Annotated in this window: 17 protein-coding genes; 4 read left to right on the plus strand and 13 right to left on the minus strand. The window is 56.8% G+C overall.

All coding sequences use genetic code 11. The features are described 5' to 3' along the window. Nucleotides 1-134 precede the first annotated feature (134 nt). Complete coding sequence (locus HB779_RS04905) at nucleotides 135-1,283, plus strand: ROK family transcriptional regulator (protein ID WP_188344666.1); 1,149 nt, start codon at nucleotides 135-137, stop codon at nucleotides 1,281-1,283. 80 nt (nucleotides 1,284-1,363) lie between these two features. Here HB779_RS04905 and HB779_RS04910 read toward each other — a convergent pair whose 3' ends face one another. Next, nucleotides 1,364-2,125: an NIPSNAP family protein gene (locus HB779_RS04910; protein WP_188344667.1), complete on the minus strand. Its 762-nt coding sequence runs from the start codon at nucleotides 2,123-2,125 to the stop codon at nucleotides 1,364-1,366. Nucleotides 2,126-2,299: 174 nt separating this feature from the next. On the opposite strand from HB779_RS04910, the gene HB779_RS04915 reads away from it, so the two are divergent. Next, a complete protein-coding gene (locus HB779_RS04915; RefSeq protein ID WP_188344668.1) occupies nucleotides 2,300-2,854 on the plus strand; it encodes a TetR/AcrR family transcriptional regulator in 555 nt (184 codons plus the stop codon). Nucleotides 2,855-2,863: 9 nt separating this feature from the next. On the opposite strand, the gene HB779_RS04920 is transcribed toward HB779_RS04915, so the two are convergent. Then, nucleotides 2,864-3,235 carry a hypothetical protein gene (locus tag HB779_RS04920; protein WP_188344669.1) on the minus strand — a complete coding sequence of 124 codons (372 nt, stop codon included), beginning with the start codon at nucleotides 3,233-3,235 and terminating at the stop codon, nucleotides 2,864-2,866. Between the two features lie 195 nt (nucleotides 3,236-3,430). Between HB779_RS04920 and HB779_RS04925 the strand changes: the two genes are divergently transcribed. Beyond that, a complete protein-coding gene (locus HB779_RS04925) occupies nucleotides 3,431-4,384 on the plus strand; it encodes a DMT family transporter (RefSeq protein WP_188344670.1) in 954 nt (317 codons plus the stop codon). A gap of 11 nt (nucleotides 4,385-4,395) precedes the next feature. Here HB779_RS04925 and HB779_RS04930 read toward each other — a convergent pair whose 3' ends face one another. The 10 genes from HB779_RS04930 to HB779_RS25690 form a co-directional block, all read right to left on the minus strand. Continuing rightward, nucleotides 4,396-4,869 (minus strand): SRPBCC family protein, encoded by a 474-nt coding sequence (locus HB779_RS04930; protein WP_188344671.1) that lies wholly within the window; start codon nucleotides 4,867-4,869, stop codon nucleotides 4,396-4,398. A 13-nt stretch (nucleotides 4,870-4,882) separates the two neighbouring features. Then, on the minus strand, nucleotides 4,883-5,215 hold the full coding sequence (locus tag HB779_RS04935; protein ID WP_188344672.1) for a helix-turn-helix transcriptional regulator: 333 nt from the start codon (nucleotides 5,213-5,215) through the stop codon (nucleotides 4,883-4,885). A 60-nt stretch (nucleotides 5,216-5,275) separates the two neighbouring features. After that, on the minus strand, nucleotides 5,276-5,470 hold the full coding sequence (locus HB779_RS04940) for a glutathione S-transferase (RefSeq protein ID WP_188344673.1): 195 nt from the start codon (nucleotides 5,468-5,470) through the stop codon (nucleotides 5,276-5,278). 11 nt (nucleotides 5,471-5,481) lie between these two features. Then, the gene (locus HB779_RS04945) at nucleotides 5,482-5,943 is read right to left on the minus strand and encodes an OsmC family protein (RefSeq protein ID WP_188344674.1); all 462 of its coding nucleotides are present in this window, start codon (nucleotides 5,941-5,943) and stop codon (nucleotides 5,482-5,484) included. Nucleotides 5,944-6,043: 100 nt separating this feature from the next. Beyond that, nucleotides 6,044-6,730: a response regulator gene (locus tag HB779_RS04950; protein ID WP_188344675.1), complete on the minus strand. Its 687-nt coding sequence runs from the start codon at nucleotides 6,728-6,730 to the stop codon at nucleotides 6,044-6,046. Continuing rightward, nucleotides 6,727-9,423, minus strand: coding sequence for a sensor histidine kinase KdpD (locus HB779_RS04955; protein ID WP_188344676.1), 2,697 nt, complete (start codon nucleotides 9,421-9,423; stop codon nucleotides 6,727-6,729). The genes HB779_RS04950 and HB779_RS04955 overlap by 4 nt, the downstream gene beginning before the upstream one ends. 12 nt (nucleotides 9,424-9,435) lie before the next feature. Then, nucleotides 9,436-10,005, minus strand: a complete 570-nt coding sequence (kdpC, locus tag HB779_RS04960; RefSeq protein ID WP_188344677.1) for a potassium-transporting ATPase subunit KdpC — start codon at nucleotides 10,003-10,005, stop codon at nucleotides 9,436-9,438. 12 nt (nucleotides 10,006-10,017) lie between these two features. After that, nucleotides 10,018-12,066, minus strand: a complete 2,049-nt coding sequence (kdpB, locus tag HB779_RS04965; RefSeq protein ID WP_188344678.1) for a potassium-transporting ATPase subunit KdpB — start codon at nucleotides 12,064-12,066, stop codon at nucleotides 10,018-10,020. A gap of 12 nt (nucleotides 12,067-12,078) precedes the next feature. Continuing rightward, a complete protein-coding gene (gene kdpA, locus HB779_RS04970; RefSeq protein WP_188344679.1) occupies nucleotides 12,079-13,788 on the minus strand; it encodes a potassium-transporting ATPase subunit KdpA in 1,710 nt (569 codons plus the stop codon). Nucleotides 13,789-13,821: 33 nt separating this feature from the next. After that, nucleotides 13,822-13,908 carry a potassium-transporting ATPase subunit F gene (locus HB779_RS25690; RefSeq protein WP_188345781.1) on the minus strand — a complete coding sequence of 29 codons (87 nt, stop codon included), beginning with the start codon at nucleotides 13,906-13,908 and terminating at the stop codon, nucleotides 13,822-13,824. A gap of 356 nt (nucleotides 13,909-14,264) precedes the next feature. Here HB779_RS25690 and HB779_RS04980 point away from each other — a divergent pair, with 356 nt between their 5' ends. Beyond that, entirely contained in the window at nucleotides 14,265-14,555 is a 291-nt protein-coding gene (locus HB779_RS04980; RefSeq protein WP_188344680.1) for a Dabb family protein, read from the plus strand. Here HB779_RS04980 and cueR read toward each other — a convergent pair. Then, complete coding sequence (cueR, locus tag HB779_RS04985) at nucleotides 14,552-14,947, minus strand: Cu(I)-responsive transcriptional regulator (RefSeq protein ID WP_188344681.1); 396 nt, start codon at nucleotides 14,945-14,947, stop codon at nucleotides 14,552-14,554. The genes HB779_RS04980 and cueR overlap by 4 nt on opposite strands. Nucleotides 14,948-14,952 lie beyond the last annotated feature (5 nt).

A 14,952-nucleotide genomic window follows, 5' to 3' on the forward strand; every position in this document is an offset into this window, starting at 1 on the left:
GTTACATTAATTAAATACACGATGTGAACTTAGATTAAGTTAATGACGTAATTATAACAAGAGCTATTGTGATCGAAATTCGGACCGCCTTCTCAGGGTGTCGATGGGGAAGCGTTGAAACGGCAGGTATAAAAATGCACAAAGCGCTCGCGCTTTTGGACGGATCCATTACATTTACTGAAACCGAGCTTGGCATATTGCGCTATGCGCGGCGCTGGCCGGGAAAAAGCCGGACCGAAATTGCCGCTGCGCTTAACATTTCAAAGCCGATGCTGACGAAAGCGGTTGGCAAATTCGCATCATTGGATCTGGTAAGCGAAGACCGGGTGCAATTGCGGGAAGGTGAACGCGGCCAGCCGCCGGTCAGCGTCGCATTGCGGCCGGAAGCATTCAGGAGCATTGGCATTCATGTGAATCTGCGTCAGGTCGCGATTGTGTCCAGCGATCTGGCCGGGATAGTGCTGTCCGCCAGGTCGTATGATCTGAACAGTGATTTCACCTCTGCCAGCATTGCGCCTATTCTCAATGATATCCAGGCGATGATTGATAACTCGACCATCCCGGTCCTTGGAATAGGATTGGCAGTCCCGGCTATTGTTACCGAGAATGGCGAATTGTTTGAAGTCACCCCGGCCCAGCGGACTTTGCCTTATGGGGAAATGGCGCGCCAGTTGGGCAGCAGTCTTTCACTGCCCGTCTACCTGGACAATGGGGCATATTGCATGGCCAATTACGAAGCCCACCGTCCCCAGTCGGAGAGCAAGTGCCTGCTCTATGTGACACTGGATTTTGGGGTAGGCGGCGGCCTTGCCTGGAACAATCAGGTTTTTCGGGGTGCATTCAATCAGGCGGCTAATATTGGCTCGCTGACGCCGGAAACGGGACCGCGCCCCAACTTGATAGATCTGGCGCAGTATTTGGGACGTCCGCTTCAGCAACTCACTCTTGAAGAGCTTGAAAGATTGAAGTCGATCAAGGATGTGGCGCTGCTTGAATGGATCAATGACCGGGGCGCGCTGCTGTCAAACTCCTTCAGTGTCGCTGTACAGCTGTACAATCCGGATACGATTGTCGTGGGCGGCTTTTTCCCGGCCTCAATTCTGGAAGCGCTTGTCAGCCAGATCAATCTTGATGTGCATGACATTCCTGGACGGCGTCCGCTGACCAAGCCGAAAATTCGCGTCACTCCGCTGATCGGCGCATTGGGTCTGGCGGAGGCTGCGGCTCTTTTGCCGGTTTCAGCACGCCTTCTGGGTGAGAAGGCGGTTCGGTTCCAGGTTTGATAACTGGGTTGAACCGGGAAAGTTATCCTCACTCGAACCAACAGACGGCGCTTGTCTAGAATGAACAATCCTAATCTAAGCTAAAGCAACAGCGAGCGCGAGGTCGGTGCTAGGCGCGCAATGACAGGGTGGTCCACCAGATAGGCCGCGAGCCGTGCCTTTTCAGAGAGCCACGCCAAATTGTTTGCCAGCGCTTCCGCATGGTGCTTTTGCGCAGTCTCATCGCCAAACCTTGAGAAAACCACCAGCACGTTCTCGTTTTCACGCAGCGGAAGCCGGGTAAAGGTGTTTTCGCTGTGCTCGGATGCAAAGGTCGCGGTAATAACCTCGCCAGCCTCACGCAAAACCGGAGCAATCGACGTTTGATAATAGCCGAGAAAGCCCTGTTCCGCCGGTTCTTTCAGTTGGTAGGTTGTTGCCTGATACACAGCTTTTGAGAGTAACCGCGCCGCCGGTTCTGACCGCGAAGGGGGGAGTATGAATCCACCCTCTGGCTCTGCCGGATGCAGCAGCAACACATCATCGGAATCAATCATGGTGTGGTTCGCGGCGTTACGATGCGCACCCCAGACCGGGCCATCATAAAAAGCGGTCAGCGCTTTTTGCCGCGCATTCATAGTCTCGAACCCGCGCAGCCAGACAAATGCATCAGGGTCATCGAGATCGCGAAACTGGCCAATGATTTTCATGCCGCAGGTTTCCTGTCCTTCAAGGAAATATGTATCGAACAGAGCGACAAGATCATCCCGGCGGTTCGGATGAAGCGTATAGCGCCGCAGTTCGACGAGCGGGCTGAATCGCTTGCCTGCCCCAACATTTGAATGAATAGATTCTGATCGCATCCCCATCTCCGGCATCGCGTTGACTCCCATTTTGAAAAAAACAGACCGGTCATCCTGTTTTTAATAAAACCGGTTGTCCTGTTTTTGTCAACTTGCTAAGTTTCGATTGTGAAAAGGACAAATCTGGTGCCGGAAACAGCAGGAAAACCAAAGAGAATAAATGATCCGCAAGGAATGCGTTCGCGCATCCTCGATGTGGCAGCGGATCTTTTCCAAAGGCGGGGGTACAATTCAACCAGCGTTCAGGATGTTGTTCAGGCCGCTTTAGCAACCGGCGGTGCCGTACATCACCACTTTCCCACGAAGAAAGCGCTCGGGCTTGCCGTTATTGAAGAACGCGTGGCCAAGGAGGTCAACGCAACAGCGATTCAGCCTGTGCTGCAGGCGATCCGCGTGAAAACCGGTATTCTGGCCTTCTTTGCATCTGTGGCGGACGAGCTCGAACGCAACCAGGCCGTGACCGGCTGCCCACTCAACAATCTTGCCATGGAGCTTTCACTGGCCGACCCGGATTTCCGCCATGCCGCCAATGCCATTTTTGAGAACTGGCGCGGAGCATTGACACAGAGATTGCAGGCGGGTGGCTCAGGCCTCGCATCCAAACCGGCGGGAGAGCTGGCGACGACGGTCGTTGCCGCCTATTCCGGCGCCATGGCTATGGCCAAAGCCAGTCAAAGCGCACAGCCCTTGCGTGACTGTGCTGCGCAACTGGAAAAACTGCTGCCATAGAACGGCGACCTAGGTCTGCTTTGAAAAGACCACGGCCGCAAAAAGCAGAACACCGGCAAAAACGATGAACGAGCCGATGCCAACGAACGGCTCCAGCGCTGTATTGCCGAGCGACAGGAAATAAAGCGCCGGAATCATGACGATGATGCCCACCGTATAGACGGCAAACTGGATTATCGGCAGCCTGCCAGCGGCCTTTGCCGGATTGAGTGCGTAATAGATGCCGAATATGGCGCTGCTCACCCAGCCCAGCAGGTTGAGGTGAGCATGGGCAGGAAAGGCGCTGTGATCGCCCGAGATCCCCATATGCAGCCCCATGATAATTCCAAGCAGGAAGAAGACAGTCGCGGTTTTGAAAAACAGTTGCGAAACCTGAGGCATAATTGCGTTCTCGCATGGAGGAAGTCACAAACCTGCAGCAGAGGATATGCCCAAATCTGGAATCATTCCAGATGGTCTGTCATGAGCCGGCATTCACCACTGTCATTTCCGCACATCCCCGCTTTTAGACTGGATTAACCGGCGAAAAACCCTCAAAGCAGTGGGAAAAATACCAGAATCCGAGGAAACACACCCATGACTGCCCGCCCGGTTGCCATTTCCGCATCGTCCGGACCATCGATTGCCCGCACCGGCGTGCTCTTGATGCTGCTCGGCATGCTGATGTTTGCCCTGAACGATGTCATGGGCAAATGGCTGGTGGCGACCTATTCCGTCGGACAGGTCGTGTTCATCCGCAGCGTAGCAGCCTTGATCGTTCTGGCGCCATTTCTCTGGTTCTCGGGGCCGAAGAAAGTCATGCAGGTTGACCGGCCCCTCCTGCAACTGGCCCGTGTCGCAGCGTCGACCGCCGAGATTTTTGCTTTCTATTTTGCCGTTGTCTATTTGCCGCTCGCCGACGTGATGACCTATTGGCTGGCCGCTCCCATCTATGTCGCGGCGATTTCGCCGTTCGTGCTGAAGGAGCCGGTCGGCTGGCGGCGCTGGAGCGCAATTATTATCGGTTTCATTGGCGTTGTGATTGCATTGGAGCCGTCATCACAGGCGCTTACCCCGCAAGCGGTCATCTCGATTCTAGGCAGTATGACTTTTGCACTGATGCTGTTGCTTGGCCGTTCGCTGCGCGGCACGCCAGATACAACCCTCGTGTTCTGGCAAATTGTCGGCGCCGGTCTTGCCGGTGCTGCATCGCTCTATTTTGACTGGAAGCCGGTGAGCCCGCGTGATCTGGTTCTCCTGGGCGTGCTCGGTGTTGTCGCCATGCTCGCGCACATGCTTGTGAACCGCGCCCTGAAGATGGCCGATGCGGCAACCGTCGCCCCGCTGCAATATACGCTGCTGTTCTGGGCTATTGTCTTTGGCTGGCTGGTGTTTGGCGACGTGCCGCGTCTGCCGATGCTGATCGGGTCCGGCTTCATCGTGGCATCGGGCCTGTTCATCTTCTTCCGCGAGCAGCAGCTGCGGCGTCTGGGGTGGATAAAGGAAGAGCCGGTGGAGACAATTGTCACCGGCTCCGGTGATCCGGTCTGACGGCCCCCTCGTCAGGCGTTGACGGGCGCGCCCTTGAGGGATGCGCCGAGAGCATCGAGCAGGTCTTCCATGCCGCCTCTGCGCTGACCGGCATCATCAAGCCCATCGAGAAACGCACCTTGTTCGGTAAGCACAAGCTTTGTGCCGGTTCCCTCGGGCTTTAGTTCCAGCGTCGCAACCGAGACTGAGATGCGCTTGTCATCGATATACATGTCATAGGTATAGATAATGCGCTGGTCGGGGACGATGTCCTGATAGACCGCATCGTACGTATAGACTGGACCATCCTTTGGTCCACCGCGATTGATTTCGCGACCGCCAACCCGGAAATCCATCTCGAACTTGGCGGCGCTCATCTCGTCAGGCCCGGCAAACCATTTGCTCTTGGCTGTCTTGTCGCTGAGAGCAAAGAACACCCGCGCCGGGGTGGCAGCATAGTTGCGTTCGATGACGAATGTATCGTGTTTTACGGATCGGTTGGTCATGCTTCTCCTCCGGTTAATGATTGTCTTCGCTGGCGAGAAAGTCGCCAAGCCGGTCAAGCCGCAGCTCCCAGCTTTTGCGCCGCTCGTCCATCCATTGCTCCGCCGTTTTCATGGCGACCCAGTCGATATGGCAGGTGCGCACACGACCAATCTTCTCGGTGCGGATGAGGCCGCTGTTTTCAAGCACCTGCAAATGCTGCACGACAGCGGGCAGGGACATGGTCAGCGGCTTGGCCAGTTCACTGACCGAGGCCGGACCACGACTGAGCCGTTCCACCATGGAACGCCGTGACGGATCGGCAAGGGCTTGGAACATCAGATCGAGTGCAGCAGTTTGGTTAAGCATATGCTTAAGTAAATCCGCAAGCGAATTTTGTCAATGAAATTTGTATCTGATGCGGTTAAGTCAGACGCTGTCGTGCCTGTGATGCGCCAGCGCTTCTTCAAAGTGATTGATCGCCTTTTCAAACTTGTCGCGGCAACCGGTGTTGCAGAATCCCACCACAGCACCCTTGTAGAGTGTCAGGCTGTCTTCCTGAATCGGATCGCCCGACCAGGGGCAGGTTGTGTTGACCGCATCGCTGAGCTTCAGTTCCGGCATGATTGTTCTCCTCACGCGATTTCAACGCTGATATCGGTGCGCACGGAATTGGCGATGAAACATTGCTCATGCGCTTGGTGATGCAAATGCTCCTCCGTCGCCCGGTCCGGCGCTGTTCCGGCATAACGCACATGCGGCTTCAATACGACCTTGCTGACAAACAGTTTGCCCTGCTCGTTCTTGCCAAGTTCTCCCGTGGCTTCATCGCGATATTCATCCACGACAAATCCCGCCTTGGCTGCATCGGAGAGAAAAAACAGCATGTGGCAGCTCGACAACGACGCCACAAAAGCCTCTTCCGGATCAACGTTTTCCGCTGCTGAATAGGGCGGACGGACAATATGCGGCGATGACGATGCAGGCACTTCCGCGCCGCCATCAAACTGCCAGACATGGGCACGGCTGTATTTGTTGTCGGTAAAAAGAGCGTCTTCCGGACGGTTCCAAAGAACCGTAGCGCTGAATGCGGTCATGGGCGTTTCCCGAATCTGTTGTTATGGCTGATGGATGGAACGGAGCTTGTCAAAGCGCGCTGCCATTGTCGACCATAAGTTGCAGGAAAGATCCGGAAATCTACTCGGCGGTGAAGCGGTAACCGACGCCGGGTTCCGTACGGATGAAGTGCGGATGGTTCGGATCCTCTTCAATCTTGGCACGCAGCTGCCCGACAAAAACGCGGAGGTAATGCAGATCGTCCACATGGGCTGCGCCCCAGACCGAGGCCAGCAATTGCCTATGGGTCACGACAAGCCCCGGATGCAGAACGAGATGCACCAGCAGCTGATATTCCTTGCGGGTCAGGTGCACTTCCTCGCCCTTGAGTGTCACCACGCGCTTGACCATGTCCACAACGAGACCATTGCTTTCAAAGCGCGAAGGAACGCTGGTGCCCGCCACTTTCTGCCGCAGTGCCGTGCGCACCCGCGCCAGCAACTCACCAATACCGAAAGGTTTTTCGACATAGTCATTGGCGCCCAGATCAAGCGCTGCGATCTTTTCCACCTCGCGGTCACGCGCCGACAGAACGATGATCGGCACTTCGGAAAAAGCCCGCACAGTCTTGATAACGTCCTTGCCGTCCTTATCAGGAAGGCCAAGGTCGAGAATGACAAGATCCGGCGCGCTCGTGGCGATCATCCGTTCGGCTTCCGCGCCGGTTGCGGCCGAGATTACGTCATAGCCCGAAGCGGTCAGTGCCGGATGCAGGAACCGCTGGATTTGCGGCTCGTCATCGACAACGAGAATACGGTTCTCGTTCATGTTGCCACATCCCCGTTCTTCGTTTCGTCATAAATAGGAAGCCGGATAATAAACCGGGTGCCGCGTTTGCGGATCGCCGGGCTTTCCGCCTTGATTGTCCCGCCCATGGATTCGACGAAACCACGGCAAATGGAAAGGCCAAGCCCGGTTCCTGCGGCCCTGCCGTCGCCTTTGACGCGCCGGTAGAATTTCTCGAAGATGCGATCCAGATCCTTTGCCGGTATGCCCTTGCCCTGATCGGTGACGCTGATCGCCACGCCCGTGGCATCTTGTTTCGCGTAGACTGATATCGGTCCCTCGCCGCCATATTTGGCGGCATTGTCGAGAAGGTTGAACAGGACCTGGCCGAGCAGCGAAGAGTCGCCGCTGACGGTTGCAAGACCGGGGGCGATGCTGATGTCAATCGCCACACCAGGTTTGAGCTTCTTCATACGCTCGACCGACGAAACAATCACATCGGCCGCATCAACAGGGCTGCTCTTGACCTTGAGTGTGCCCGCTTCGATCCGCGTCATGTCGAACAGGTTTGAAACAAAGCGCGTCAGCCGGCCGGACTCTTCCTCGATCGACAGGAGAAGATCGTCGCGGCTTTCCGGTTTGATCCGGGTGCCGAGTTCGCGCAGCGTGGTGACTGCCCCGGTGATTGATGCAAGCGGCGTCTTCAGATCATGCGACAGCGACGAGAACAGGGCAGCATGCAGCTTTTCGCTTTCCTGCAGCGCCGCAGTCTTGGCGTTCTCGCGCACCAACTGGGCGCGGTCGATGGCAATCGCGGTCTGGTCAAGTATCGCCGTCAACATGCGGTCTTCGGTTTCGGTCAGCGATGCCGAGTGATTGAGCAGGGATAGGCCGAGCACACCGGCCACACCATGGGATGTCAGGATCGGCAGAAACTGCCAGCTGATTTGCGGCAGCGTGCCCGTGTCGTGTCCGGCCCGTTCGTTCTTCTCGAAGGCCCAGCGCACAGCGGTCATGTCGGTATTGTCCAGAGCCATATCCGGCGGCCATGCAGCTTGCAATGACAGATCGCCCTCATCGGGCAGGAGAATGACGACACCGGTGCCGAGCGTCGAATGCAGATGCACGGCAGCCGCCACGAGCACATCATCGAGACGCGCCGTCCCGGACAATTTTCGCGAAAATTCGTAAAGCGCCTGCGTGTTCCTTGCCTGATTGCGTGAACGCGCCACCTGATCGCGCAAACGCCCGGCGAGATCGCCGATCATCAGCGCCACGCCGAGGAAGATGATCAGCGAGAACAGCTGATGCGGCTTGGCAATGCTCAAATTGTGGATCGGGTCGATGAAGAAATAATTGTAGAGGATGAAGGACAGGCCTGCCGCGATAATCGCAGCAAACCGCCCGCTCGACATGGCCGATAGAATGACCGCAACGAGATAGAGCATAGACAGGTTTTGCGGGTGCACAATTTCGCTGGCACCAAGGCCGAGAAGTGTCGTGGCTGCCGTCGCCAGAATTGGAATGGCAATGGATATCGCAAAGTCTTGCCGCGAGCGTTTTTGCGGCGCTGGCGGTACGTAGGGTTTGTCCTGCTCGTTGCCGGTGACCACATGCACGCCAACATCGGTGAAGCGCTTCATGATCTCGTTGGGCAGCGAGCGGCGGAACGGATTGGAAAACGTCTTGCCCTTGGGGCGGCCGACCACGATCTGCGTAACGTTTTCACGCCGGGCGATGCGGTAGATTTCATCGACGAAATCGCGGGCGATCACCCGCCGTGTTTCGGCGCCGAGCCGTTCGGCCAGATCAAGGATTTCATCGAGGCGCTGGTTGGCGGCAATATCCATACCGGCATCGCTGGTCTTGGTCAGCGACACCACCAGCCAGCGGGCATTCAAACCCGAGGCAAGACGGCTTGCCGTGCGCACCACCTTGTCGGATAGACTGTCAGGACCAACGCAAACCAGCAGCCGTTCGCCCGAGGCCCACGGGCCTTCAATGGCATTCTGCCGCAACAGGTCGATCATCTGGTCATCGACGCGATCAGCGGTGCGGCGCAGCGCAAGCTCGCGCAAGGCGGTGAGATTGGCGGGCTTGAAGAAACCCTCCGCTGCCCGCTCGGCATTTCCCGGCAGATAGACCTTGCCTTCCTTCAGCCGGGCAATGAGTTCCGCAGGCGGCAGATCGACCAGCAGTACTTCGTCAGCGCGTTTCAAGACAACGTCGGGCACTGTCTCGCGCACGGTGACGCCGGTGATCTTGGTCACAAGGTCCGACAGGCTTTCCAGATGCTGGACATTCATTGCTGTCCAGACGTCTATCCCCTGCCAGATCAGCTCTTCAATGTCCTGATGGCGTTTGGGATGGCGGCTGCCCGGTGCATTGGTATGGGCAAGCTCGTCGAGAACCAGCACTTTCGGCTTGCGGGCCAGTGCGGCGTCGAGGTCGAACTCTTCCAGCGAGCGGTCGCGATAGCCGATCTGTTTGCGTGGCAGCACTTCCAGCCCGTCAAGCAATTCGGCGGTTTCAGCCCGGCCATGGGTTTCAGCAAGGCCGATGACCACGTCAACGCCGTCTTCCTTCAGCCTGCGGGCGCGCAACAGCATCGCATAGGTTTTGCCTACGCCTGGAGCGGCCCCGAGAAAAACGGTCAGCTTGCCGCGCGTTTCCCGCGTGGCAAGCTCCAATAATTTATCCGGATCGGGTCGTGTGTGTTGACCGTAGTCGGCCATATGCGCCTCAGATTATTTTTTCACATCATCAAGCGCCATGTTGAGCGCCAGCACGTTTACCCCGGTCTCGCCGAAAATGCCAAGGACAGGATGCCGCGTATTGGCAGCTACCAGTGCAGAAATTGTCTCGGCTGGCAAGGCGCGGGCCTTGGCAACACGCTCGATCTGTAATTTGGCATAGTCAGACGAAATATCCGGATCAAGACCCGACGCCGAAGTCGTCACCGCGTCGGCAGGCAGCAGGCCAGTTGCTCCGCCAGCCTTCAAAGCATCGACGGAAGCCTTGACCCGGTCCACCAGAACCTGGGATGTCGGTCCAAGATTTGAACCGCTGGATGACCCGGCATTGTAGGCATCGGGGCTGGTGGCTGACGGACGCGGCCAGAAGTAGATATCCTTGGTGAAGTTCTGGCCGATCAGAGATGAACCCACAACCACGTCACCGCGCATGACCTGACTGGAATTGGCCTGTGCGCTAAAGAGCGTCTGGCCGACGCCCGTGATGGCAAGCGGATAGAGAAGCCCGGTGACAGCGGTCAGTATGAGAGTGAGCACGATGGCTGGGCGAAGTTGAGCTAACATTTGAATTGTCCTTTAAACAAGGTGCAGAGCGGCAACGATAAGGTCGATTGCCTTGATGCCGATGAAAGGCACCAGCAGACCGCCGAGGCCATAGACCAGCAGATTACGCCGTAGGAGGGCAGATGCGCCGACGGGCCGGTAGGGAACGCCCTTCAAGGCCAGCGGGATCAGCGCAATGATGATCAGGGCATTGAAAATAACCGCCGACAGGATGGCAGACTGTGGTGAATGCAGGCCCATCACGTTCAGCGCACCCAATTGCGGGTAGGTGGCAACGAACAGCGCCGGGATGATGGCGAAGTACTTGGCCACGTCATTGGCAATCGAGAATGTTGTCAGCGAACCACGCGTCATCAGGATCTGTTTGCCGATTTCGACGATCTCGATAAGTTTGGTCGGGCTGGAATCCAGATCCACCATGTTGCCGGCTTCTCGTGCCGCCTGCGTACCCGACTGCATGGCAACGCCAACGTCAGCCTGGGCCAGCGCCGGAGCATCATTGGTGCCGTCGCCGCACATGGCAATCAGCCGCCCGCCTTCCTGCTCCTTGCGGATATAGGCAAGCTTCTGTTCCGGGGTGGCTTCCGCCATGAAATCATCGACACCGGCTTCCGAGGCAATAGCGGCTGCGGTAACCGGATTGTCGCCGGTGACCATGACTGTCTTGATGCCCATGGCGCGCAGCGCGGCAAAGCGTTCCTTGATATCCGGCTTGACCACATCTTTCAGGTGGATCACGCCGAGCAGACGGCCGTTTTCAGCAACACCCAGCGGTGTACCGCCGGTGCGGGCGATGGAATCGACTGCCTTCTGGAAGCTTTGCGGTGCGGTGTCTTTGCCAAGACCGGCAAATTTCAGGATGGCATCGACAGCGCCCTTACGGATCTGCTGTGTGCCGATATCCACGCCGGATATGCGCGTCTGGGCAGCAAAAGGAATGAAAGTGGCCTCCTTGCCCTTCGGTACCGTGTCCGACAATCCATAGTCCGCTTGAGCCAGCGCTACGATGGAGCGGCCTTCGGCTGTTTCATCGGAGAGGGAAGCCTGCAGGGCTGCATTGGCAAGTTCATCTTCTGAAATGCCATCGACGGGGATGAATTCGGTCGCCATGCGGTTACCGAATGTAATCGTGCCCGTCTTGTCGAGGAGAAGTGTGTCCACGTCACCCGCAGCTTCAACCGCACGGCCGGAGGTGGCAATCACGTTGAAGCGGATCAGGCGATCCATACCTGCAATACCGATAGCGGAAAGCAGCCCGCCGATCGTTGTCGGAATGAGCGTCACCAGCAGAGCGGCCAGCACCGTTACCGTCATGATCGTACCGGAATAGGCGGCCAGACCGGAAAGCGTAACAACGGCAATCAGGAACACCAGTGTCAGACCCGACAACAGGATCGACAACGCGATCTCGTTTGGTGTCTTCTGGCGCTCCGCACCTTCGATCAGCGCAATCATGCGATCGACAAAGGTTTCACCCGGTTTGGTGGTGATGCGGATTTTCAGGCAATCGGACAGCAACTGCGTGCCGCCGGTGACAGCCGAACGGTCACCGCCGGACTCGCGAATGACAGGAGCAGACTCGCCGGTAATGGCGCTTTCATTAACGGAAGCGACGCCTTCGATGATTTCACCGTCGCCGGGGATAAGGTCGCCAGCCTCGACAAGGATAATGTCGCCGAGCTTGAGGCTTGTCGCCGGAATTGTGTCATACTCTGTGCCGTTGGCAGCTTTCAGCCGCTTGGCAACAAGATCGGACTTTGTCCGCTTGAGACTGTCAGCCTGCGCTTTGCCACGCCCTTCAGCAATGGCCTCGGAGAAGGTGGCGAAAATGACGGTGAACCACAGCCAGGCAGCGATCTGACCGGAAAACAGCGGCGTGCCGCTGCCCGAGATCAGATCACGAAGCCAGAGCAATGTGACCACAGCCGCCACAACTTCGGTGACAAAGATGACCGGGTTGCGCACCAGCTGACGCGGATCGAGCTTGAGGATTGATCCCTTCAACGCCTGGGCGAGAATGGCGCCATCAAACAGGGATATGGATTTTGCCTGAGAAGACATTTTTATGATTCCTTAGAACGTCTGACCGGCAAGCATCAGAAAATGCTCGACAATCGGACCAAGGGCGAGCGCAGGGAAATACTGCAAACCGCCAAGGATGATGATGATACCGACGAGAAGGCCGACAAAAAGTGGTGTATCGGTCGGGAATGTGCCGGAAGAAGCCGGAACCTTCTGCTTGGCCACGAGCGAACCGGCAATTGCCAGAACGGGCACGATGTAAGCGAAGCGGCCCAGCAGCATGGCAATGCCAAGCGTCGTGTTGTACCAGGGCGAGTTGGCAGTCAGACCCGCAAAAGCCGAACCGTTATTGCCCGCTGCGGACGAGTAGGCATAAAGGATTTCCGACAGGCCATGCGGACCCTTGTTGAGAAGGCCTGCGAGACCGACCGGCAGAATGGCTGCCAGCGCCGAGAAGCCGAGAATAGCCAGCGGCAGGACCAGAACGGCAAGCATGGCATATTTCATTTCACGCGATTCGATCTTCTTGCCGAGCAATTCCGGTGTACGGCCAACCATAAGACCGGCAACAAACACGGCGAGAATGGCGAAAACCACCATGCCATAGAGGCCCGAGCCGACACCGCCCGGCAAGACCTCGCCAAGCTGGATCAGGAACATCGGAACGAGACCGCCAAGCGGGGTCAGCGAGGCATGCATTGTATTCACGCCGCCATTGGAAAGGCCGGTTGTCACAGCTGTATAGAGTGCGCTGCCGGACTGGCCAAAGCGCAGTTCCTTGCCTTCCATATTGCCCTGAAGCGGATCAAGACCAAGATGGGTCAAAATAGGATTGCCGCTGGTTTCAGCCCAGTAAACTGCACCGATACCAACCACCAGAAGCAGGCCCATGGCTGACAGCAGCGCCCAGCCCTGACGGCGGTTGCCTGTCATCTGGCCGAATGTGTAGACCATGGCCGAAGAGACGACCAGCATGGCAAACACGCCAAGATAGTTGGAAAAGGCATTGGGATTTTCAAACGGATGCGCCGCATTGACGTTGAAGAAACCACCGCCATTGGTGCCGAGCTGCTTGATGGCTTCCTGGCTGGCGACCGGGCCGGTCGCAATGACCTGCTTGACGCCTTCCAGCGTCGTGGCCGTTACGGAAGCATCAAGAGTTTGCGGCATGCCCATGGCAACGAAGATCAGCGCCACGACGACTGCGAGGGGCAGCAACACGTAAAGTGTGGCGCGGGTCATATCGACCCAGAAATTGCCGAGCGTGGTCATGTGTGAACGCACGAATGCACGCGACAGCGCCACGGCAACAGCCATGCCGGTAGCACCCGACAGGAAGTTGTGCACGGTCAATCCAGCCATCTGGCTGAAATGGCTCATTGTGGTCTCGCCGCCATAGGATTGCCAGTTGGTGTTGGTGATAAAACTGACCGCGGTATTGAAGGCAAGGTCAGGCGCAACGGCAGGAAAACCCTGTGGATTGAGCGGCAACACGTCCTGAAATCTCAGGATCACATAAAGCGAGACGAAGCCGGCAATGCTGAAAAGCAATACGCCGAACGTATAGCCAATCCAGTTTTGCTCGCGCTTTTCGTCAATACCGGCGGCCTTGTAAAAGGCCCATTCAACAGGCTTGAACACCGGTGAAAGGAAGGTTCTTTCGCCGGCGAAAACGCGGTTCATATAAAGTCCGAGTGGCTTGACCGCCAAAAGAACGGCGATAAGCGTCAGGCTGATTTGCAGCCATCCGACGAGAGTCATGGATATTCTCCGAAATGGGGGTAGAAAGGCGTCTTAGAAGCGTTCGGGCGCGACCAATGTCACGACCAGATAGACGCAAAGGCCAAGAGCGACGCCGAGGCCGAGAACGAGCTCAAACACGGTTCAGTGCCTGCGCATACAGACCCAGAAGCAGCAGGATGCCGCTTCCAAGCGCAATAAAGATGAAGTCCAGCATTGGAATATGCTCCACATTGTTTTTCGTGGGGCAAAATGCGCTTTTTCGAGTCAAGGGTCGATTGCGAAGGCAGGCGAGTCACATAAGGAAAGTATAAGGATTTGCCGTCTTTTCATCAGGATGGCTGTCGATCTGCCGGATTTCCAAGAAATTTGTGCATTTCGCCGATATGGATGTGGGAGGAATGAAGGGCGGGCGCTCCTGCGACAGCACATCTATTGACGCCGATGCTGCACACATTAAAAGTCCGCGCCAGTTCGACCAAGCAGGAAACAAGACCGTGATCCGCCATATCGTATTCTTCAGTGCCCGCAATCAGGATGATGTCGACACGATCCATACCCGCCTGAAAAGGCTTGGGGAAATCCCGCATTCTCTCGTTTTCGAGGTGATGAAGAACACCAAGACCGATCCGATCTCCGGTGAGATCGATGTGGTTGTCTATGGCGAATTCGAAAATGCCGAGGCTTTGGCGGCCTATAAGGCGCATCCCATTTACAACGAAACGACGGCGGTTGTGCGTCCCCTGCGTGAGCTGCGCATTTCCGCCGACGTGTTGTCTACGCTTTAAGCGTCAGCCGTCCCGGATATATTCTCCAGTATCGGGCAATCCGGGCGCTGGTCGCCGTGGCAATGGGCGACCAGATGCTGCAGCGTGTGCTGCAATTCCCGCAGCTCGGAGATCTTGCGGTCGATCTCCTTCAACTTCGTGCGGGCGATGGATTTCACATCGGAGCTGGCGCGCTCCTTGTCCTCATAGAGCGCCAGCAACTGGCGGCATTCTTCCACGGAAAAACCAAGTCCGCGTGAACGTTGCAGAAACTTCAGCTTGTGCACGTCGGACATCGAGTAATCACGATAGCCATTGTCGGCCCTGTCTGGCTTCAACAGCCCGATATCCTCGTAATAGCGGATCGTCTTGGGCGGCAGGCCCGATTTTTCCGATGCATTGCCAATATTCATCTCAG

The organism is Phyllobacterium sp. 628 (genome assembly GCF_014189505.1).
GTDB lineage: Bacteria > Pseudomonadota > Alphaproteobacteria > Rhizobiales > Rhizobiaceae > Phyllobacterium.